19 protein-coding genes and 1 pseudogene are annotated in these 20,791 nt (G+C 76.0%); 10 read left to right on the forward strand and 10 right to left on the reverse strand.

The genetic code is table 11. From position 1 onward, the window contains the following. Nucleotides 1-45: 45 nt before the first annotated feature. Genes ACI8AF_RS22055 through ACI8AF_RS22070 form a run of 4 tightly spaced genes read right to left on the reverse strand, consistent with a single transcriptional unit; the run spans nt 46 to nt 3,892 of the window. On the reverse strand, nt 46-930 hold the full coding sequence (locus ACI8AF_RS22055) for a dioxygenase family protein (protein ID WP_456541904.1): 885 nt from the start codon (nt 928-930) through the stop codon (nt 46-48). Beyond that, nucleotides 927-1,898 (reverse strand): zinc-binding dehydrogenase, encoded by a 972-nt coding sequence (locus ACI8AF_RS22060; RefSeq protein ID WP_456541905.1) that lies wholly within the window; start codon nt 1,896-1,898, stop codon nt 927-929. Before ACI8AF_RS22060 ends, ACI8AF_RS22055 begins: the two co-directional genes overlap by 4 nt. A gap of 13 nt (nt 1,899-1,911) precedes the next feature. Next, complete coding sequence (locus ACI8AF_RS22065; RefSeq protein WP_456541906.1) at nt 1,912-2,730, reverse strand: citryl-CoA lyase; 819 nt, start codon at nt 2,728-2,730, stop codon at nt 1,912-1,914. Further along, nucleotides 2,723-3,892: a CaiB/BaiF CoA transferase family protein gene (locus ACI8AF_RS22070; RefSeq protein WP_456541907.1), complete on the reverse strand. Its 1,170-nt coding sequence runs from the start codon at nt 3,890-3,892 to the stop codon at nt 2,723-2,725. Before ACI8AF_RS22070 ends, ACI8AF_RS22065 begins: the two co-directional genes overlap by 8 nt. A 244-nt stretch (nt 3,893-4,136) precedes the next feature. On the opposite strand from ACI8AF_RS22070, the gene ACI8AF_RS22075 reads away from it, so the two are divergent. The 3 genes from ACI8AF_RS22075 to ACI8AF_RS22085 are packed head-to-tail and all read left to right on the forward strand — an operon-like array spanning nt 4,137 to nt 8,248. Beyond that, nucleotides 4,137-5,606, forward strand: coding sequence for an amidohydrolase family protein (locus ACI8AF_RS22075; RefSeq protein WP_456541908.1), 1,470 nt, complete (start codon nt 4,137-4,139; stop codon nt 5,604-5,606). Further along, nucleotides 5,603-7,408 carry an FAD-dependent monooxygenase gene (locus ACI8AF_RS22080; RefSeq protein ID WP_456541909.1) on the forward strand — a complete coding sequence of 602 codons (1,806 nt, stop codon included), beginning with the start codon at nt 5,603-5,605 and terminating at the stop codon, nt 7,406-7,408. Before ACI8AF_RS22075 ends, ACI8AF_RS22080 begins: the two co-directional genes overlap by 4 nt. A 21-nt stretch (nt 7,409-7,429) precedes the next feature. After that, complete coding sequence (locus tag ACI8AF_RS22085) at nt 7,430-8,248, forward strand: IclR family transcriptional regulator domain-containing protein (RefSeq protein WP_456541910.1); 819 nt, start codon at nt 7,430-7,432, stop codon at nt 8,246-8,248. A gap of 3 nt (nt 8,249-8,251) precedes the next feature. Here the strand turns inward: ACI8AF_RS22085 and ACI8AF_RS22090 are convergent, their stop codons facing one another. Together ACI8AF_RS22090 and ACI8AF_RS22095 are read right to left on the reverse strand one after the other, a co-directional pair. Beyond that, nucleotides 8,252-8,635 (reverse strand): hypothetical protein, encoded by a 384-nt coding sequence (locus ACI8AF_RS22090; protein ID WP_456541911.1) that lies wholly within the window; start codon nt 8,633-8,635, stop codon nt 8,252-8,254. Between the two features lie 12 nt (nt 8,636-8,647). Beyond that, nucleotides 8,648-9,055, reverse strand: a complete 408-nt coding sequence (locus ACI8AF_RS22095; protein WP_456541912.1) for a rhodanese-like domain-containing protein — start codon at nt 9,053-9,055, stop codon at nt 8,648-8,650. An 18-nt stretch (nt 9,056-9,073) separates the two neighbouring features. Between ACI8AF_RS22095 and ACI8AF_RS22100 the strand changes: the two genes are divergently transcribed. The 4 genes from ACI8AF_RS22100 (at nt 9,074) to ACI8AF_RS22115 (ending at nt 13,456) form a co-directional block, all read left to right on the forward strand. After that, entirely contained in the window at nt 9,074-9,475 is a 402-nt protein-coding gene (locus tag ACI8AF_RS22100) for a VOC family protein (protein WP_456541913.1), read from the forward strand. Nucleotides 9,476-9,513: 38 nt separating this feature from the next. Beyond that, on the forward strand, nt 9,514-10,656 hold the full coding sequence (locus ACI8AF_RS22105; RefSeq protein WP_456541914.1) for a glycoside hydrolase family 3 N-terminal domain-containing protein: 1,143 nt from the start codon (nt 9,514-9,516) through the stop codon (nt 10,654-10,656). Between the two features lie 1,090 nt (nt 10,657-11,746). After that, the gene (locus ACI8AF_RS22110; RefSeq protein ID WP_456541915.1) at nt 11,747-11,989 is read left to right on the forward strand and encodes a hypothetical protein; all 243 of its coding nucleotides are present in this window, start codon (nt 11,747-11,749) and stop codon (nt 11,987-11,989) included. A 114-nt stretch (nt 11,990-12,103) separates the two neighbouring features. Continuing rightward, the gene (locus ACI8AF_RS22115) at nt 12,104-13,456 is read left to right on the forward strand and encodes a CoA transferase (protein WP_456541916.1); all 1,353 of its coding nucleotides are present in this window, start codon (nt 12,104-12,106) and stop codon (nt 13,454-13,456) included. Here ACI8AF_RS22115 and ACI8AF_RS22120 read toward each other — a convergent pair. Then, nucleotides 13,453-13,893 (reverse strand): PaaI family thioesterase, encoded by a 441-nt coding sequence (locus ACI8AF_RS22120; RefSeq protein WP_456541917.1) that lies wholly within the window; start codon nt 13,891-13,893, stop codon nt 13,453-13,455. The genes ACI8AF_RS22115 and ACI8AF_RS22120 overlap by 4 nt on opposite strands. Further along, on the reverse strand, nt 13,890-14,537 hold the full coding sequence (locus ACI8AF_RS22125) for a TetR/AcrR family transcriptional regulator (protein WP_456541918.1): 648 nt from the start codon (nt 14,535-14,537) through the stop codon (nt 13,890-13,892). The genes ACI8AF_RS22120 and ACI8AF_RS22125 overlap by 4 nt, the downstream gene beginning before the upstream one ends. A 133-nt stretch (nt 14,538-14,670) precedes the next feature. Between ACI8AF_RS22125 and ACI8AF_RS22130 the strand changes: the two genes are divergently transcribed. Beyond that, nucleotides 14,671-15,579 (forward strand): NAD(P)-dependent oxidoreductase, encoded by a 909-nt coding sequence (locus tag ACI8AF_RS22130; RefSeq protein WP_456541919.1) that lies wholly within the window; start codon nt 14,671-14,673, stop codon nt 15,577-15,579. A 102-nt stretch (nt 15,580-15,681) separates the two neighbouring features. After that, nucleotides 15,682-16,773 carry a DinB family protein gene (locus ACI8AF_RS22135; RefSeq protein ID WP_456541920.1) on the forward strand — a complete coding sequence of 364 codons (1,092 nt, stop codon included), beginning with the start codon at nt 15,682-15,684 and terminating at the stop codon, nt 16,771-16,773. A gap of 69 nt (nt 16,774-16,842) precedes the next feature. Here the strand turns inward: ACI8AF_RS22135 and ACI8AF_RS22140 are convergent. Further along, nucleotides 16,843-17,268, reverse strand: a pseudogene (locus ACI8AF_RS22140) (ferric reductase-like transmembrane domain-containing protein); the annotation flags it as partial. Here ACI8AF_RS22140 and ACI8AF_RS22145 point away from each other — a divergent pair. Continuing rightward, nucleotides 17,225-19,540, forward strand: coding sequence for a lysylphosphatidylglycerol synthase domain-containing protein (locus tag ACI8AF_RS22145; RefSeq protein ID WP_456541921.1), 2,316 nt, complete (start codon nt 17,225-17,227; stop codon nt 19,538-19,540). The pseudogene ACI8AF_RS22140 and the gene ACI8AF_RS22145 overlap by 44 nt on opposite strands. 3 nt (nt 19,541-19,543) lie before the next feature. Here ACI8AF_RS22145 and lhgO read toward each other — a convergent pair whose 3' ends face one another. Next, on the reverse strand, nt 19,544-20,749 hold the full coding sequence (gene lhgO / locus ACI8AF_RS22150; protein WP_456541922.1) for an L-2-hydroxyglutarate oxidase: 1,206 nt from the start codon (nt 20,747-20,749) through the stop codon (nt 19,544-19,546). Between the last annotated feature and the right edge of the window lie 42 nt (nt 20,750-20,791).

The following is a 20,791-nucleotide window of genomic DNA, read 5'->3' on the forward strand; positions in this document are numbered from 1 at the left end:
GCTCCATCGTTCCCGATGGCGCGGGGGACGGCAGCGCTGGGTCGGTCAGGCCGGCTGCAGCACGAAGTCGTACCGCGCCTCGTACCAGCGCTGGTCGATGGTGCCACCGTCCGGCGTCTCGCCCGGTTCGCGCTCCTCGTACTTGACCACGAGTTCGGCCTTGACCCCGAAGACGACGTCGCTGTCGAGGTAGTCGGCGCCCTCCTCGAACAGGTGCGTGATCAGCGGCTCGTACCCCGGCACGTTGAGCAGGAAGTGCACGTGGGCGGGGCGGAAGTGGCTGATGTCGGTCTTCGAGATCAGCTCCCCGACCGGGCCGTCCATGGGGATCGTGTAGCCCAGGGGGGCCACGGTGCGCACGCAGTAGGTGCCGTCCTCGCGGCTGGTGTACTTGGCGCGCAGCCGCGCCTCGTCGACGTCGGCGTGCTGCGACTCGTAGAGGCCCTCGTTGTCGGCCTGCCAGATGTCGAGGACGGCGTTCGGCACGGGGTTGCCGTCGAGGTCGCGCACCTGGCCGTGCAGGTACAGGGGCGTGCCGGGCAGGCCCTGCGACATGTCCTCGCCGAAGCCGAGCTCGGGCGAGCCCTCGATGTGGAACGGCCCGAGCACGGTGGCCGGCGTCGCCCGCGGGTCGAGCCGGTGGTTCATCTGGACGACGAGCATCGACAGCCCGAGGACGTCGGAGGCGAGGATGAACTCCTCGCGCTTCTCGTTGCTGATCTGCCCGGTGCGGTTGAGCCACTGGATGGCGGCCATCCACTCGGCCTCGGTGAGCCGGACCTCGCGGGCGAAGGCGTGCAGGTGGCGCACCAGCGCGGTCATGAGCTCCGCCGTCCGCGGGTCGTGCGCGGTGCCCCAGCGCTGGGCGGCGAGGTCGGTGATGTTCTCCTCGGTGACGAGCTGCACTGCTGCCTCCTGGGCGGTGTTCACGGGATGAGGACGAACCGGACGCCGGCGCCGCCGGTGGCCTGGCGCCGCCAGGCCTCGCCGACGTCGGGGAGCGGGAGCTGCTCGGCCGCGACGGTCAGCCGGCCGGCCGCGGCGTGGGTGGTGACGGCGGTCAGCGCCTCGCGGCGCTGCTCCACGGTGATGGCGTTGTTGGTGTAGCCGAGGACGCTGATCGTCCTCGACCGCAGCACGGCGGAGGAGAACTCGGCGGTGTCCCCCATCGCGCCGCCGATGTTGACCAGCCGGCCGCAGGGGGCCAGCACCCGGACGGCGGCGGTCGCCGCGGGCCCGAACACCGGGTCGACCACGACGTCGACGCTGCCGTCCAGCGCCCCGGTCAACCGCTCGGTGAGGACGTCGACGTCGGCGGTCAGCCGCACGACCTCCTGGGCGCCGGCGGCGCGGGCGCGCGCCTCGGCGGCGTCGTCGCGGACGACGGCGACGACCCGGCCGGCGCCCAGCACCCGCGCGGCGCCGATGGCCGCCTGCCCGACCGCGCCGCCTCCGCCGAGCACCAGCACCCGCTCCCCCGGCTCGAGCTGCGCGCGCCAGGTGAGCGCCATCCACGCGGCGACGCCGGAGAGGCCCACCGCGGCGGCGACCTCGTCGGGCACCTCGGGTGCGAGCGGCACGACGTCGGCGTCCCGGACGACGCAGCGCTCGGCCATGCTGCCGTCGCCGGGCGCCATGCCGGCCTGGGTGGCGAAGAAGACCCGCGTGCCCTCGGGCAGGACGGCGGAGCCCTCCACCACCCCGACGCCCTGGACACCGGGCACGTAGGGCACCGGCGGCTGCCCGAAGTAGGAGGCGCCGCCGGCGCAGAGCAGGTCGAGCGGGACCACCGGCGCGGCGGTCACGCGGACCAGGGCCTGCCCCTGCCCCGCGCGGGGGTCGGGGTGCTCGCCGTGCTCGGGGGGCGAGCCGAGGGTGCGGACGACGGCTGCGCGCACGCGGGGGCTCCTCTCAGCTCGCGGTGTCCGGGGGAACGTACGGGTCGGGGGCCACGGAGCGGTTGTTCAGGTCCACCGACAGGAAGATCTCGTTGGCCACCGGGTGCCGCAGCTCCTCGGCGAGCTGGCCGATCAGCCCGGCGGTGCGGGCCAGCAGGGCGAACCCGCGCAGCAGCTCCAGCGGCAGGCCGAGGTCGGCCAGCGCGGCGCCGCAGACGCCGGCACCGTTGAGCGGCAGCGTCTTGCCCAGCACCTGCGGGTGCACCCGGCCGATCGCGGCGAACAGCGACAGGTGCGGGCCGTAGCGGCCCTCCTCCGCGGCGATCGCGAACAGCCGCGGGGTGCGCGGGTCGCCCTCCTTGTGCACGTGGTGGCCCAGGCCGGGCACGAACCGCCTCGCGGCCCGCTGGGCGGTCACCGTCTCCAGCGCCAGGGCGTCCCAGCCGGCGTCGTCCGTGGGCAGCTCACCCGCCTGCTGCAAGACGTCGTGCAGGAACCGGCCGCAGTCCTCGGTCACGCCGAGGAACCGGGACCCGCCGCCGAGCAGGCCGGCGGCGAGGGCACCCTGGACCGAGTCCGGCGCCGACAGGTGGGTCAGCCGGGTGACGATCGCCGTCGGCGTGAACCCGTGGTCGGCCAGCGCCGCCAGCACCGCCTCGAACACGCGGGTCTCCCCCGGCGTCGGGCGGCGCTGGGTGGCCAGCCAGAACGCGAGCTCGCCGAAGCCCACCTCCCCCATGACGTCGTCGGCGAGGCTGTGCCCGAGCAGCGTGATGTCGTGCAGGCTCGAGGCACCCAGCGCCGTCGGGTAGACCGGCCTCTCGTCAGCCACGGCCCTCCTCCAGCCACTTGCGGATCTCCGCGCCGTGCTCGTCGACGGCCGGCGGCGGCAGCCGGTAGCCGGGCGGGGTGTCGGAGAACCGGATCGGGTTGCGGACGGACGGCACGGCGGCGTCCCCCTCCCCCACGGTGACCACCGGCTCGAGCCCGACCTCCTCGGCGAAGGCGACCCCCTGGTCGACGGTGTTGATCGGCCCGCAGGGCACGCCGGCGGCGATGATGTCGCGGAACCAGTCCAGCTTGCCGCGGGTGCGCAGCCGCTCGACCAGCAGCGGACGCAGCGCGTCGCGGTTGGCGGTGCGGTCCTCGTTGTGCGCGAACCGCGGGTCGTCGACCAGCTCGGGGACGCCGAGCACCTCGCACAGCTTGCGGAACTGACCGTCGTTGCCGGCGGTGACGATCAGCTCGCCGTCGGCGCAGGGCAGCGGCTCGTACGGGAACAGGCTCGGGTGGCTGTTGCCCATCCGGAACGGGACGACGCCGCCGGCGACGAACGCGCTGGTCTGGTTGACCAGGCCGGACATCGCCGAGGCGAGCAGGTTGACCTCGACGTGCTGACCGGTGCCGGTCTCGTGCCGCCGGTTGAGCGCGGCCAGCACGCCGATCGTCGCGTGCAGCCCCGCCATGACGTCGAAGACGGCGACGCCGGCGCGGTACGGCTCGCCGTCCGGCGGGCCGGTGAGGCTCATCAGCCCGGAGATGGCCTGCACGATCAGGTCGTAGCCGGGCAGCTCGGCGCCGCCGGGCTGGCTGCCGAAGCCGGTGATCGAGGCGTAGACGACGCCGGGGTTGGTCGCGGCGACGGTGTCGTAGTCGAGGCCGAAGCGGGCCAGGCCGCCGGGCTTGAAGTTCTCGACGAAGACGTCGGCGCGCCGGGCCAGCTCCTGCGCGAGCTCCACGTCGCCCGGGTCCTTGAGGTCGAGGGCGACGGAGCGCTTGTTGCGGTTGACGCCCAGGTAGTAGGTGGAGACGCCGTCCCGGACCGGGGGCTGCCAGGTGCGGGTGTCGTCGCCGCGCGGACCCTCGACCTTGACCACCTCGGCGCCCAGGTCGGCCAGCAGCATCGTGGCGTAGGGGCCGGCCAGGATCCGGGAGAAGTCGGCGACGAGCAGGCCGGCCAGCGGACCGTCCGGCGCCGCGGGTGCTGAGCTCATCGGTCCGTGCGCCTCCCTGCTGACCGCTGTGCGGACAATCGTCCGCATCCGATCGCAGTCTTCGTCGCCGCCCTTGGAGTGTCAAGCGGGACGACGTCGTCCCGCTATCAGGGCTGGTCGCTGACCATTCTCCCGCATCCCGCGCTTGACATGTGCGCACGGTCACAGCAGGGTGGCCGCGAGGACTGCCGACCGCTTGACGGACAGCCGTCCGAGACAGACGACGACGTCGAGGAGGCCCAGAATGAGCTCGTCCGAACCCGCGGCCCTGGTGTTCCGGGGCGGCACCGTCCTCACCATGGACGGGTCGTGCACCGTCCTGGACGAGGCCGACGTCCTGGTGGTCGGCGACCGCATCGAGGCGGTCGGCCCGGACCTCGAGGTGCCGCAGGGGACCCAGGAGATCGACGCCCGGGGCGGCATCGTCATGCCGGGCATGATCGACACGCACCGGCACATGTGGCAGACCGCGATGCGCGGCTACGGCGCCGACTGGACGCTCACCCAGTACTTCGTCTGGTACTACCTCGAGCACGGCAAGAAGTTCCGCCCGCAGGACATCGCCGCCGGCAACCGGCTGGCGGCCATCGAGTCCCTCGACGCCGGCGTGACCACGACCGTCGACTGGTCGCACAACCTGCAGTCGGTCGACCACGCCGAGGCCGCCCTCGACGCGCTGCGCTCGGTGCCCGGCCGGTTCGTCCTGGCCTACGGCAACATCCAGGCCGGTCCGTGGGAGTGGACCGCCGACCCCGCCGTCCGCTCGTTCCTCGAGCGGCTGCGCGACGAGCGCGACGACCTGATGGGCGTGCAGATCGCCTTCGACGTCACCGGCGACCCGGCCTTCCCCGAGAAGGCGGCGTTCGAGGTGGCCCGCGAGCTCGGGCTGCCGGTGACCACGCACGCCGGGGTCTGGGGTGCGACCAGCGACACCGGCATCCAGCAGATGTACGACGGCGGCTTCATGACGCCGGAGACGACCTACGTGCACGCGGCCACGCTGACCCGCGACTCCTACCAGCGGATCGCCGCCACCGGCGGGTCGATCTCGATCGCCACCGAGTCCGAGTGCAGCGCCGGGCAGGGGCACGCGCCCACCGAGCAGGTTCTGCAGTACGGCATCCCGGTGTCGCTGTCGATGGACACCAGCGTGTGGTGGAGCGGCGACATGTTCTCGGCCATGCGCTCGACGCTCAACGCCGACCGCATGTCGGAGCACCTGGCGGCGCACCTCAAGGGCGAGACGATCACCCAGCTGCGGCTGCGCGCCAAGCAGGTCGTGGAGTGGTGCACCAAGGGCGGGGCGCACACGATCGGCCGCGACGCCGACCTGGGCAGCCTCGAGGCAGGCAAGAAGGCCGACGTCGTCCTGATCAAGAACGACGACTCGCCGGTGTCCTTCCCCCTGCTCAACCCGCTGGGCCACGTGGCGTTCCAGGCGCAGCGCGGCGACGTGCACACCGTCGTCGTCGACGGCAAGGTCGTGAAGTCCGAGGGCAAGCTGGTCGGCGTCGACCTGGGTGCCGTGCGCACCGAGATCGAGAACACCATCGACTACCTCAAGGGCGAGTGCGGCGAGGAGGTCTGGCAGGCCGGGATGTTCCCGGAGATGCCCGAGGCCGAGCAGTCGATCCTGGAGAACCCGTACCAGTACTCCGACTTCAAGGACGAGTCGAAGCGGGCCGGCGGCGAGGAGCGGGTGCTGGGCCGGTGACCGGGGGAACCACGCGGACCCGGGTCGCCGTCGTCGGCGGCGGCCCGGTCGGCCTCACCACTTCGGTGCTGCTCAGCCGGCTCGGGGTGGAGCACGTGCTGCTCGAGCGCCACCCGGGGACGTCGATCCACCCCAAGGCGATCGGGCTGAACCAGCGGACCATCGAGGTGTTCCGGCACCTCGGCCTGGAGGACGACGTCCGGGCGCACGCCGCACCGCCGGAGACCGTGGGCCGCACCGGCTGGTACACGTCCTTCGCCGGGCCGACCCCGCTGCACGGGCGGCGGATCGCCGTCCGCGACGCCTGGGGCGGCGGGGCCTACCGCGAGGAGTACGCGGCGGCCAGCCCCAGCGGGTACGCGATGCTGCCGCAGATCCGGCTGGAGCCGCTGCTGCGGCGGGCCGCGGAGTCCTACCCGCAGGCCGACGTCCGGTTCGGCTGCACCGTCACCGGGCTGTCCGACCCCGACGGCGACACCGTCGACGTCGCGTACGAGACCGCCGACGGCGCGTCCGGCACGGTGACGGCCGACTACGTCGTCGCCGCGGACGGCGGCCGCACGGTGGGCGAGCTGCTCGGGATCGGCGACACCGGGCCGACGAACCTGCTCGACATGGTCAGCGCGCACTTCTCGGCCGACCTGTCCGGGAAGGTGGTGGACGACGGCAACCTCATCCACTGGTTCGTCAACCCCGACCACGCCGGCTCGATCGGCAGCGGCTACCTGTACCACCTGGGGCCGTGGGACGCCGAGGGGAGGTCGGCGGAGTGGGTGTTCGCCTGCGCCTTCCTGCCCACCGACCCGGCGCGCTTCGACGACGCCGACATGCGCGAGCGCATCAACCGGTCGCTGGGGCTGCCGGACCTCGAGGTCGAGCTGCACTCGATCAGCCACTGGTACATCCGCTCGGTGGTGGCCGACCGCTTCCGCGCCGGCCGGGTGTTCCTGGTCGGCGACGCCGCGCACCGCATCCCGCCGTGGGGCGCGCTGGGGCTGAACACCGGCGTCCAGGACGCGCACAACCTGGCCTGGAAGCTGGCCGCGGCGCTGGCCGACCCCGCGCTCGCCCCGCTGCTCGACACCTACGAGGCCGAGCGGCGTCCGGTGGCGGTGACGGTGGCGACCAACTCGCTGGCCAACTTCCAGAACCACGGCGGCGTCGTCGACGTGGCGCTGGGCCTCGACCCGGCGGCCCCGCCGGCCGAGGGGTGGGCGGCGCTGGAGCGGCTGTTCTCCGACGGTCCGGAGGGCGAGGCGGCGCGGGCCTCGGTGGACGCGGCCATGGCGGTGCTGGACAAGGAGTTCCACGCCCACGGGGCCGAGCTCGGCTTCTTCTACAGCGCGGGCGCCGTGGTGCGGGAGGCGGGCTCGCCGGAGGGCTGCGTGCCCGACGACCTGCTCGTCTACCGGCCGACGTCGACGCCGGGGCACCACCTGCCGCACGCGTGGGTGGAGACCGCCGACGGCCGCCGGTCCACGCTGGACCTGCTCCGGCCGGGCCGGTGGTCGCTGGTGGTCGACGAGCAGGCGGACGCATGGCGGGTGGCGCTGGCGGCGGGCGACTCGCCGCTGGCCGGGCTCGTCGACGTGGTCGACGTCGGCCCGGGCGCCGGGCGCGGCGCGCGCAGCGACGACGCGTGGACGGCGGCGCGCGAGGTGGGGCCGGACGGCGCACTGCTGGTGCGGCCCGACTCGATAGTGGCGTGGCGCAGCACCGACCTGCCGGCGGACCCGGCGGCGGCGCTGTCCGACGTCCTCGGTCGGCTGGCGGCGGCCCGGACGTCGGCCACCGCCGGCTGACCCGGGAGGAGAGGGACGCACATGGCAGGGCGCGGAGCGGGCCCGGACTTCGTGGAGGCGCTGGCGCGCGGCCTCGACGTCCTAGCCTGCTTCGACGCCGGGCACCGGACGATGTCGCTCACCGAGGTCGCGACGGCGGCCGGGCTGGCCCGGCCGACCGCGCGGCGGCTGCTGCTCACCCTCGAGGAGCTGGGGTTCGTCCGCTCGACCGCGGCCGGTTTCGAGCTGACGCCGAAGGTGCTCACCCTCGGCATGGCCTACGTCGGCGCGCTGGGGCTGTGGGACATCGCGCGGCCGCACATGGAGCGGCTGGTGGCCGAGACCGGCGAGTCGTCGTCCATGGCCCAGCTCGACGGGTCGGACATCGTCTACGTGGCGCGGGTGTCGGTGCCGAAGCTGATCGCGCTGCGGGTCGACATCGGCACCCGCTTCCCGGCGCAGCAGACCTCGCAGGGCAAGGTGCTGCTGGCCGCGCTGGCGCCGGGCGAGCTGGCGGCGGCGCTGGCCGAGCCGAGCCGGGCCGGCCTGCCGCCGTACATCGGGCGGACGGCGGAGGAGCTGCAGGCCGAGCTCACCGAGGTGCGGGCGCGCGGGTGGGCGCTGGCCGACGAGGAGCTCGCCCCGGGCGTGCGCTCGGTGGCGGTGCCGGTACGCGACCGCGACGGCGTCGTCCGCGCGGCGATGAATGTGACCGTGCACGCCGCCGAGACGTCGGTCGACCGGCTGCTCGGCGAGCACCTGCCGCGGCTGCTGCGCGCGGCCGGCGAGATCAGCGCCGAGTGGGCGCTGTGGCAGAGCCGCCCGCACGTCGAGGTCCCGCGCGGCACCGCCACCGGCTGAGGATCAGGCCTCCCCGGCGGGGCGGCGCTCGTCGTGCGCGGTGTCGCGGCGGACCAGGGAGGCCACGCCCTCCTCCAGCCGCGCCCAGGTGGAGCTCCACTCGACGAGCGGCTCGAGCACGCGCTCGAAGACCGCGAGCTGCTGGTCGAACGCCTGGAGCTGGGCGGTCATCGCCTGCAGCTGCTGCCGCTGCGCCTTGACCGAATCGGCCACCGCCTTGAGCTGCGCGGCCGACATCGCACCCGGCGGGCTGGGCAGGCGGGGCAGGCTGAACCCCGAGGGGACGGCGCCGCGCGCACGGTCGGAGAACGCGCGCAGCTGGTGCACGAACTCCTCGATCGACCGGCCGACGAAGCCGGGTTCCTCCGGGCGCTGCTGCTCGGGCATGCCTCTCCCCCTCTACTCCCGGACGTCGGCCGGTCCGTCGTCGGTCGGCAGCCCCGCGGCCAGCCACGCCTCGACGCCGCCGACCAGGTCGGTGGCGCGGGACAACCCGAGCGCCCGCAGCGACGCGGCGGCCAGGCTGGAGCTGTAGCCCTGCCGGCACACGACGACCTCGAGGTCGTGGCTGGACGCCTCCGGGATGCACGCCTCGCTCTTCGGGTCGAGCCGCCACTCGAGCACGGTGCGGTCGATGACGAGGGCGCCGGGCAGCAGGTCGCGCGGCAGCTCGCCCTGCCGGCGGCGCTGGGCGTCGGTGCGGGTGTCCACGACGAGCGCGCCCCGGGCCGCCGCCTCGACCAGCTCGTGCGGCGCGTACCGGCGCACGCCCTCGCGGCTGGCCTCGAGCAGGTCGTCGACCGTCACGCGCCCACCCTGTCAGGCGTGCGCGAGGATGGCCTCATGGAGGTGCTGAGCAGCCGGGTGCTCCTCCACCCGGCCGACCTCGCGCGCACCCAGGCGTTCTACCGCGACGTCCTCGGGCTGGCCGTGTTCCGCGAGTTCGGCCCGCCGGAGGCGCCCGGCCTGGTCTTCTTCGCCGGCAACGGGCTGCTCGAGGTGTCCGGCGGCTCCTCCGGTCCGGTCGGCGGCGTCGCGCTGTGGTTCCAGGTCCGCGACGTCGCCGGCGAGGTGGCGCGGCTGGCGGCGGCCGGCGTGCCGGTCCTGCGCGAGCCGCGCACGGAGCCGTGGGGCCTCGTCGAGGCCTGGGTGGCCGACCCGGACGGCGTCCGGATCGCGCTCGTCGAGGTCCCCGGGGACCACCCGCTGCGCCGGGACCAGCGCTGAGCCGGACCCTGCGCCGGGCCGCCGCGGCGGCGCTGGCGGTGCTCGCGCTCGCCGGGTGCTCGTCGTCCTCGACCCCGTCGCCGCCGGCCGCGACGACGACGTCCTCGTCGTCCGCCGCGCCGACCCCGCCCCCGGACGCGCTGCCACCCGAGGTGACCGCGGCGCTGCAGGCGATGGACCGCCGCGCGCAGGTGGCCCAGCTCTTCGTCGTCGGGGTCCCGCTGTCCGGCCTGCCGGCCGGCGACCCGCTCGTCGCCCAGGGGGTGGGCGGGGTGTTCCTGCAGGGGCGGTCGTCGGCGTCGGCGACGGACATCGCCGCGGTGACCGGCGCGTGGACGGCGGCGGCTCCCGGCGGGATCCGGCCGTGGATCGCCGCCGACCAGGAGGGCGGGCAGGTGCAGAGCCTGTCCGGGCCCGGGTTCGGCCCGCTCCCGTCGGCGCTCGACCAGGGCTCGCTGCCGCCGGCGGAGCTGTCCTCGCTCGCCGACGGCATGGGTGCGTCGCTCGCGGCGGCAGGCGTGAACCTTGACCTGGCACCGGTGGCGGACGTCGTCCCGGCCGGGACCGCGGCGTCGAACCCGCCCATCGGCGTCTTCGACCGCCAGTACGGCGACACCGCGGCCGAGGTGGTCACCGCCGCCCGCACCGTCGTCGACGGGCTCGCCGCCCACGACGTGACCGCCACCCTCAAGCACTTCCCGGGCCTCGGGACGGTCACCGGCAACACGGACACGACGGCCGGGGTGGTCGACGACTCCACACCCCGGGACGGCGACCAGGTGGCCGCGTTCGGCGTGCTGGCCCGTGACCGCGCGCACCCGTTCGTGATGGTGTCGTCGGCGACCTACGCGTTGATCGACCCGTCGGCCCCGGCGGTCTTCTCCCCCGTCGTGATCGACGAAGTGCTGCGCGGCGAGGTCCGGTTCGACGGGGTGGTCATCACCGACGACGTCGGCAACGCGGCGGCCGTCCGCGACGTCCCGCCCGGCGACCGCGCGGTGCGGTTCCTGGCGGCGGGCGGCACGCTCGTGCTGACCGTGACGGCGACGGTGCTGCCGGAGATGATCGACGCCGTGCTCGCCCGTGACGCCGCGGACCCGGCGTTCGCCGAGCGGGTGGACGACGCGGTGCGGACGGCGCTGGTCGCCAAGGCGCGAGCAGGTCTGCTGCCACCCGCCTGATCTCTGCTGGTCAGCGGCCCGAGATTGGCGTACCTCCTGCCTAGCTCCGGGTCATGGCCACCGTCGCTGCCGCGCCCCCGCTGGAGGGGGTCGTGGTCGACCTGGTGTGGCGTCGGCACGGCGACCCGTTGCGGCGGCCGTCCGAGCAGGCGGCCTCGCTGCGCCTGCGGGACCTGCAGCGGCAACGGGCACGGCTGGCCGCCGAGGAGGCCGAGTTCGTCCTGCACCTGGCCGCGCTCACCCCGGATGACGCCGACCCGGTGCCGGGCACGTCCGGAGCGAGCGCTGGTGGCGACGCTGCGACCCGGCCTTCCCGGGTGTCAGCGAGTCGTTCCCGCACGAGCTCGCGCACACGCTGGGGGTGGGGCACGGCACGGCGCTGCACCGGGCGCGGCGGGCGTGCACCTGGCGCGACCCGCTGCCGGCGGTGTTCGCGGCGCCGGCCGCCGGGGAGCTGGACGAGCGGCGCGGGCAGATCTCCGCCGACCTCCTCGCCTTCACCGACCCGGCGCTGGCCCGGCGGGTCGCGGCGGCCGTCGTGCTGCCAGCCGGCCGGCCGACGTCAACGGCACCCCCGTCGGCGGGGAGCTGGCCCTCGCGCTCACCGACGCCGACGGCGCCCTGGTCGCCACCCCGACCCTGGCCCAGCTGCAGCGGAAGGTCCGCGCCGGCGAGGGCGCCGATCCGCCGCCGGACACCGACGCCGACCGGGCCACCGCCGCCCGGCGCCGGTTCCTCGGCACCCGCGACCGCGGCTGCCGGCACCCGTTCTGCTCGCGGCGGGCCGGCTGGGCCGACCACGACCACGTCGTCCCGCACGCGCAGGGTGGGCGCACCGGCTGCGCGAACCCGTGCTGTTCGCCATGGAGCCCGACGGCACCCTGCACGCCACCAGCTCGGCCGGCATCACCCGCACCACCCGGCCCTGGCTGCACGCCGCCGACCACCACCCCGACCACCGGCAGAACCGGTCGACGATCCGCCGCCGTTCTGATCGACCGGGGCACATGTCGGCCTGCCGAGAAGTCGACGAGCCGACATGTGCCCATGTCCCTGCATCCACCGGCCGCCCCTCGGGGGAAGGGCGTGCGTGGGGTCGATCGCGCCGGAACAGCAGTACTGGGTCATCGAGCCGCTGCTCGCCGCGGGTCTCGAGCCCGAGGAGATCGCCGATCTGCTCGTCCGGCTCGGCTTCGACACCGTCGTCGGCGACGGTCCGGGAACGCTCGCCGGCCTGACCGAGGTGGTCGAGGGGCGGCCGCCGGTCGTGCGCGCAGCGTGGATCGAGACGATCGACCGCATGCTCGCAGGGGACGACGCGTCGCCCGCGTGACCGCGGTGCGGATCGTCCGCCCGCCACGCGCGGCGTGGTGCCCTGGCACGAAGTCGTCGATCGATGGCCCGCCGATCGCTGGTCCCCGCCGCGCCGATCAGCGAGAGTCGGACCATGGCGGCCAGGCGGCGGGGTGAGCCGGTCCCCCGGTGCTCCGCGCTGTTCGAGACCGCGTGGCAGGCCCTGGGCGGCAACCCGCCGGGGCCCGACGCGTACCGGGTGACCGGACGGACCGGTCTGGGCGGACCGCTCGACGTCGACGACCTGGCGATCGGCGCCGTCCTGGCTCAGCTCACCGCCGCGCGGGACCTCACCGGCCGGTCCGCCCCGATCGACCTCGACGCCCGCCACGTCGGCGTCGCGTTCCGCAGCGAGCGCTACGTGCGCCAGGGCGGTCGACCGGTCGGCCCGGGCTTCGCGGAGCTCTCCCGCTTCTGGCGCACCCGGGACGGCTGGCTCCGGCTGCACGCGAACTACCCCCACCACCGTCGCACCGCCCTGGCGGTCCTCGGGGAGGACCCCGGCGCCGCCGCGGCGGCCGCGGACGCCGAGGCACTGGAGACGGCGGTCGTGGCGGCAGGGGGTGCGGCGGCCGCGGTCCGCAGCGAGCAGGAGTGGGCCGAGCACCCGCAGGGCCGCGCCGTCGCCGGGCTGCCCCTGCTCTCGCTGGACCGGGTCGCCGGAGGGCCCGCCGTCCGCGCCTCGCTGCCCGGCCTGCGCGTCCTCGACCTGACCCGGGTCATCGCCGGGCCGGTCGCCACCCGCACCCTCGCCTCGCACGGCGCCGACGTGCTCCGCATCGACAGCCCCCGGTTGCCCGAGGACCCGGGCACCCTCCTCGACACGGGGCCGGGCAAGCGGCACGCCGTCCTCGACTTCGGCGAGCGCAGCGGCCGGACCACCCTTGAGGAGCTGCTGGGCGCGGCCGACGTCGTCGTCCAGGGGCATCGACCCGGCGCGCTCGACCGGTTCGGCCTCGCCCCGGCCGCGCTCGCCGAGCGCCACCCCCACCTCGTCGTCGTGCGGCTCAGCGCCTGGGGGCAGGCCGGTCCCTGGCGGCAGCGGCGCGGGTTCGACTCCCTCGTCCAGGCGGCCACCGGCATCGCCCTGCGGTACGCGACCGGGGAGGCGCCCGGCGTCCTGCCGGCCCAGGCCCTGGACCACGCCACCGGCCACCTGGCGGCCGCAGCCGCGCTGCGCGGGCTCGCCCGCCGGCAGGAGGAAGGCGGCGCCTGGCACGCCGAGCTGTCGCTGGCGCAGGCGGCCCACTGGCTGCTCGCCGGCAGCGGCACGGGCGGACCCGCGACCGGGGACCTCGACGACGCCATGCCCTACCTCGTCGACCTGCCGGCACCGGGTGGACCGGTGACCACCGTGGCGCCCCCCGGCTCCCCGGTCTGGCGGCACGGCCCCGTTCCGGCCGGGCACGACGAGCCGCGCTGGTGGCCCGGCCGACCGGAGCGCTAGTCGACGACGTCGCTGCGGCCGCGCACCGCGGCGAGCGTCGCCGTCATCAGCGCCACTAGTTCCTCGCCGCCGTCGGCCTGCCGCATGCGTGCCCGCGCCTGGCACACGACCAGCGTGCGACCCGCCTGGACCACCTCCGCGCGCACGACGAGCCGCGGGCCCCTCGCCGGCCGGAGCAGGTTCACCTTGAACTCGGCGGTGAGCACGCCGACGCCGTCGTCCATGCGGGTCAGGGCGGCGAAGCCGCACGCGGTGTCCAGCGCGCTGGCGACCACGCCGGCGTGCACGAAGCCGTGCTGCTGGGCCAGCTGCGCGCCGGCGTCGAGCTCGACGGTCACCTCGCCGTCGCGCACCTCGGTCAGCTCGGCGCCGAGGAGCCGCATGAACCCCTGCCGCCCGAACTGCCGGCGGACCCGCTCCGCCTGCCCGCCGCTCACCGTGCCCGCCGCGGTCGTCCGGCCGGCGCGGCCGCGGCGTCCAGCAGCGGCCCCAGCTCGGTCTCGACGTCGTCGAGGGGGCTCAGGTCGTGCCGGGCGCGGGACAGCACGATGGCGCCCTCCAGGGCGCTGATGCAGACGGCCGCCAGGCGGGGAGCGCGGGCGGCCGGCACCCCGGCGACCTCGAGCGCCTCCTGGACCGCCCGCTGCCAGACCGCGAACAGCTCCTCGGCCGCCGACCGCAGCCCGTCGCTGGCGGTCACGGCGTCGGCGACGGTGGCCACGGCGGGGCAACCCTGGGCGAAGTCCGACCCGGTGAGCCAGCCTCGCCACGGCCGCACCATCGTGGCGATCACGTCGGACGGCCGCACCGGCCCGGGCTCGTCTTGCAGCCGGGTGACCGTCCGCGACGCCGTCCGCCTGGCCAGCGCCAGCGCCTCCCGGACGAGCTGCTCCTTGCCCTCCGGGAAGTAGTGCTGCAGCGATCCGCGCGGCGCGTCGGCGTGCTCCACGACCTGGCGCATCCCGGTGCCGCTGACCCCGTGGGCCGAGATCAGCGCCATGGCGCTGCGGACCATGCGCTCGCGCGGCCCGAGCTCGCGCGGCGCCCGCGCGTCGCCGGCCGCCGTCATCTCGTCCTGCACGGCAGAGGTCCTCCGCTCTCCCGCCGACCCGCCCCGGCGTCCTCGACGACCAGCGCGTCGTGCAGCCGCGGGACCGCCCCGCCCGACTCGCGTACGGCTATGCCAGTTGTCATGATGCCGCGCAGCCTCCATCATGACGCTCGTCATGGTCAACCCCGGGGGGAGGACGCCCGTGCCCGTCGGCTTCGTCGGTCTCGGCCTCATGGGACACCCCATGGCCCTCAACCTGGCCCGGGCCGGGACGCCGCTGGTCGTCTGGAACCGGACCGCGGAGAAGGTCGAGCTGTTGCGCGCGGCCGGCGCCGCGGTCGCGGCCGACCCGGCGGAGGTGTTCGCGCGGGCCGACGTCGTGCTGCTCATGCTGGCCGACGAGGCGGCGGTCGATGCCGTGCTGGACCGCGGCGGGCCCGCGTTCCCCCGGCGGGTGGCCGGCCGCACCGTCGTCCACATGGGGACGACCCCGGCCGACTGGTCCCGGGAGCTGGAGGCGGACGTCCGGGCGGCGGGCGGCCGCTACGTCGAGGCGCCCGTGTCGGGCTCCCGGAGACCGGCCGAGGACGGGCGGCTGGTGGCCATGCTGGCCGGCGACGACGACGCCTGCCGCGCGGTGCGGCCGCTGCTGCATCCCCTGTGCGGCCACGTCGTCGACTGCGGCGCCGTCCCGAACGCCTCGCTCATGAAGCTGGCCGTCAACCTGTTCCTCATCACCATGGTCACGGGACTGGCGGAGGCGGTGCACTTCGCCCGCCGCCACGGGCTGGACCTCGGCGTGCTGGTCGACGTGCTCGCGGCCGGGCCGATGGCCAGCGACGTGTCCCGCGTCAAGGCCGCCAAGCTGGTCGACGAGGACTTCCGCCCGCAGGCCGCGCTCGCCGACGTCCTGAAGAACAACCGGCTGATCGCCGAGGCCGCGCGGCGGGCGGGGGTGGCCTCACCCCTCCTCGACGTGTGCCACGCCCTCTACGGGGAGGCGCTCTCCGCCGGGCTCGGCGCGGCGGACATGGCCGCGGTCGTCCGGGCCATCGCGGCGCGGGACCGGTGAGCGCGCGGCCGCTGCGCGACGTCTGCGCGCTCGTGGGTGGGTTCGCCGCCCTCAGCGCGCGGGCCCTCCTCGCCCTGCTGCTCGGCACCTAGTCTGCCCCCCGTGACGGAACCCGGGCCGACCCCGCAGGTGCACGCGAACACCCGCGCCTTCCACGGCGCGACGTTCCACTACGCCGACCTGGGCGGCGCGACCTTCCGCGACTGCGACATGCGGGGCGTGCGCATCGTCAGCTCCTTCGTCGACGGCCTGGTGATCGGCGGGTTCAGCGGGCGGTCCGGCCCGGTCGTCGTGGACGACGTCGACGTCAGCGCCTACGTCGCCGCCGAGCTCGACCGGCGCCACCCCGAGCGCGTCCGGCTGCGCGCGGCGACGACGGCAGACGACCTGCGCGCCCTGTGGGACGAGGTCGAGCGCCTCTGGGACGACACGCTCGCCCGCGCCTGCCGGCTGCCCGAGGAGGTCCTCCAGGAGCGGGTCGCCGGCGAGTGGTCGTTCGTCGAGACGCTGCGGCACCTCGTCCTGGCCGTCGACACCTGGATCGGCGGCTGGCTGCGCGGTGACCCGGCGCCGTTCTCGCCGATCGGGGTGCCGCCGACCGACCTGCCCCTCTCGGAGTGGCGGGTGATCGGCCTCGACCCCCACGCCCGCCCGTCGCCGGCCGAGGCCACCGCCGTGTTCCTCGAGCGCCGGCAGCAGGTGCGCGCGGCCATCGACGCGGTGACCGACGACCAGCTCCCGAGCCGCGCACGGGCACCCCGGTGCCGGCCTGGGGCGAGGAGACGCACGACGTCGGCGAGTGCTTCCGCGTGGTGCTCGAGGAGCACATCGAGCACCACCGCTTCGCCGAGCGCGACCTCGCCGTGCTCGCCCAGCGCTGACCGCAGGGGTCGGCGCGACCGTCAGTTGGGAGGCCCGCTCGTGTTCGCTCGAGTCGCAGTCTGGGAGCCCATGCCCACCGACGACCGGTCCTGGGTGCTCGAGGCGGCCAAGTCCGTGCCCGGTGTGCGCGAGACCTTCCACCTCGTCGATCCCGCCACCGGCAACGGCCTCTCCGTCGGCTTCTACGACAGCCGGGAGGCGATCGGCGCGGCCCACGCCGCCATCGAGCAGCGGGCCCGCGAGATCGGCTGGCACGACCAGCCGCGGCCGGGCCCGGTGTCGGTCACGGTCTACGAGGTGCTCCGGACGTAGGGATCCGCCGGTCGCACCACCGGCTCGACCACGGTGGTCGTCCCGTCCGCCCTCGCGACCGGCCCGCCGCGCGACCCGGACGCTGGTGACGACCATGACCAGGCAGGCGGTGCCGGCCACGGCCAGCAGCATCCCGGGGTAGTTCACCGCCAGGTCCCAGGACGTCCCCGGGACGGCGGCCGGCGACCCGGCGGCGTAGCCCCAGGTGATCAGCCCGACGTGCGCCAGCACGAGCGGGAACGCGGTGAAGCCCACCAACCGGTGCAACCGGGCCAGCCGGTCCTGGCCGGACGCGCCCTCCAGCACCGGCAGCCGGGCCATGAGCAGCACCTGCACCAGCAGCAGCCCCGCGCCGAGGACGGCGGCGGAGCCCCGCCGCACGCCCGCGTCGCGGCCGGCCCGGGGCGGTCCGGTGCGGGCGGCGGGACCGCGGGTGCGAATACTGCAGGCCGTGGGCGGAGCAGAGGCGGGGTCGTTCTGGCCCCGCACACGCATCCGCCGTCCCGCCGACGTCGGCCGCCTGTGCTGGACCGCCGGCGGCCTGCTCGCCCTCGTGCTGCTGTCCGTGCTCGTCCCCGGCGCGGCCGAGGCCACCGTCCCCGCCGGGCTGCTGGGCCTGCCGCGGACCGTCGTCTCGATCGCGAGCGCCGCCGCCTCTCTCGCGGTGCTCGCCGCTCTGCTCGCGCTGGCGGTCGACGCCCTGCGCCGCCGCCGGTACGCGGGCACCACCGCAGCCCTGGCCGGCCTGCTCGCCGCCGCCGTGGCGGTCGCCGCCCAGGCAGCCGGCGCCGCCGGGTGGATCGCGGCCCTCGGCCCGGAGGACCGGACGGCCGTGGTGCCGGTCGCGGTGGCCCTCGCCCTCGTGGTCGGCGCCGACCGGGCGCGCAGCGCCCGGCTGACGGTGCTGGCCGGCACCGGCCTGGTGGTCGTGGTCGGGTGCGCCCTGGCGCTCGGCAGCCTGACCGTCGCCGGGGCGGTCGCCGCCGTGCTGATCGGGGCGGCGTCCGGCTACGCGGTCCGCGTCGCCGCCGGTGTCGTGCCCGCGCAGCCGGCCGAACCGCTGGTGCGGGCGGTGCTGGCGCGGGCGGGGCTGGTCGTCGACGCCCTTCGCCCGCTGCGGGTGGCGGCCGGCCGCGTCCGCTACGCCGCGCGCGATGCCCGTGGCGATCTGGTGGTCACCGTCGTCGACCCGGACCGCCGGGGCGTCACCGTCACCCGGCGCCTCTGGCGCGTGCTGCGCTTCCGCACCCCGGCGGTCGGCCGGCCCGCCCTCACCCTGCGCGGCGTCCTGGAACGCCAGGCCCTGGTCTCCGGGCTCGCCGGCTCGGCCGGGGTCGCCGTCCCCGGGGTCCCGGCGCTGCTGGCGGCCGGTCCGGCCCTCGTACTGGTGGAGCGGCCCCTCCCCGGCACGCCGCTGAGCGCGGGGCGGCCCGGCGAGGAGGCCCTGGCCGCCGCCTTCGCCGCGCTGCGCCGGCTGCACGACGCCGGGGTCGCCCACGGCGCGCTCACCGACCGGGCCGTCGTCCTGCTCCCGGACGGCGCCGTGGGGTTCACCGACCTGGGCTTCGCCCAGCCCGCGGCGGGCGAGCTGCAGCGCGACCTCGACGGGGTGGCGCTGCTCGTCGCGGTGGCGGCGCGGGAGGGCGTGGACCGGGCCGCCGCCGCGCTGCGCCGCGGCTACGAGCCCGGGCCGGCGGAGGAGGCGCGGCTGGCGGCGCTGCTGCAGCCGCTGGCGCTCACCCGGCCGGTCCGCCGCGCCGCGTCGGGGACGTCGGTCCTGGCCGACCTGCGCGCCGAGCTCTCGGGTCCCGACGGCGGCGCGGTGCCGACCCCGCGGCTGCAGCGCGTGCGCCCGCGGACCCTCGTCAGCGTCGCGGGCGCCACCGTGGCCGCGTACGTGCTCGCCACCCAGCTGTCCGACGTCCCGCTGGCGAGCGCGCTGCGGGAGGCCCGGCCGGGCTGGCTGGTCGTCGCGCTGGCGGGCTCCGCGGTGACCTACGTCGGCGCGGCGCTGGCCCTCGCCGCGTTCAGCCCGGAGCGGCTGCCGCTCGGCCGGACCTCCCTGGTGCAGCTGGCGTCGTCGTTCGTGACGCTGGTGACGCCGCCGACGGTCGGGCACGTCGCGCTGAACGTGCGCTACCTGCAGCGCTCCGGAGCGTCGACGGCGAGCGCGGCGGCCACGGTAGGGGTCAGCCAGGTGGTCACCGTGGCCGGCACGCTGCTCGTGCTCGTCGTCGCCGGCTGGCTCAGCGGGGTGTCGCCGTCCCGGCCGTCGCTGCTGCCCAGCGGCGGGGTCCTCGCCGTGCTGCTGGTGGCGGCCGGGCTGCTCGCGCTGGCCGCCGCCGTCCCGGCGGCCCGCCGGGCGCTGCGCCGCCGGGTCGAGCCGCTGCTGCGGCGGACCATCCCGCAGCTGCTCGCCGCCGTGACCGACCCCCGTCGGCTCGGTACCGCCGGGCTCGGCGTCCTGCTGCAGGTCGGCGGGTATGTGCTCGCCCTCGACGCGTCGCTGCGCGCGTTCGGCACGTCGCTGGACCTGCCCGCGCTCGTGGTGGTCTACCTCGTCGCGTCCACGGTCGGCTCCGCCGCGCCCACGCCCGGCGGCCTCGGCGCGGTCGAGGCCGCGCTCGTCGGCGGCCTCACTGCCACCGGGGTGCCGGTGGCGCCGGCGCTCACCGCGGTGCTCGCCTTCCGCGCCGCGACGTTCTGGCTGCCGGCGCCGGTGGGGTGGGTGGCCTTCACCGCGCTGCAGCGCCGCGACCGGATCTGACCGTCAGACGTCGGCCAGGACCTGCCCGGCCACGTGCTCGCCGATGGCCAGCGCCGAGGTGGCCGCGGGCGAGGGCGCGTTGCGCACGGTGACGACGGGGCCGATCCGGTGGATCCGGAAGTCGTCGACCAGCGTGCCGTCGCGGTCGACGGCCTGCGCGCGCACCCCGGCGGCCGCCCGCACCACGTCGTCGTCGGTGACCGCCGGGACGTACTCGCGCGCGGCGGCCATGAAGACCGTGCGCGACAGCGACCCGCGGAACTCCGCCACGCCCGTCCGCCAGTGCCGCCGGGCCAGCACGCGCATGCCCGGCCAGCCCAGCGTCGCCAGGAGCTCGCCGAGGCGGACGTCCCCCCACCGGTAGCCCTCGCGGGCCAGCGCCAGGACGGCGTTCGGACCGATGTCGACGCCGCCGTCCACCCGGCGGGTGAAGTGCACGCCGAGGAACGGGTAGCGCGGGTCGGGCACCGGGTAGACCAGCCCGCGCACCAGGTGCTCGCGCTCCGGCACGAGCCGGTAGTACTCGCCGCGGAACGGCACGATCGCCGGCCCCTTCTCGTCGCCGGCCAGCCGCGACACCCGGTCGGTCTGCAGCCCGGCGCACACCACCAGCCGGTCGACGGCGAACGCCTCCTCCTCGGAGCAGACGACCACTCCCCCGCCGAGCTCGCGCCGCAGGGCGGTGACCTCGAAGCCGAGCCGGACGTCGTGCCCCGTCTGCCGCAGCTCGTCGGCCATGGCCCGCGCGACCGCCCGGTAGTCGACGATCGCGGTGCGCGGCGAGTGCAGCCCCGCCTCGCCGACCGCGGCCGGCTCGACCTCGGTCAGCTCCGCTCCGGAGAGCCGCCGCAGGCCGGGCACGCCGTTCTCCGTGGCCCGCCGCTCGATCTCGGCCAGCGCCGGCAGCTCGTCGGCGTTCCGGGCGATCACGAGCTTGCCGCACTCGTCGTACGCCAGGCCGTGCTCGGCGCAGAACTCGCGCAGCAGCCCCCGGCCGCGGGTGCACAGCTCGGCCTTGAGCGAGCCGGGTGCGTAGTACAGCCCCGCGTGCACGACGCCGCTGTTGTGCCCGGTCTGGTGGACGGCGACGTCGTCCTCCTTGTCGACCACGGTGATCCGGGCGTCGGGGCGCAGCTGCGCCAGCCGGCGGGCCACGGCCAGCCCGACGATCCCGGCGCCGACGACACCGATCCGGGTGGGTGCGGTCATCAGGCTCCTCTTCGGACTCCGCGTCATCATCGCCGAGGAGTC

This window comes from Blastococcus sp. SYSU D00669, assembly GCF_054050715.1.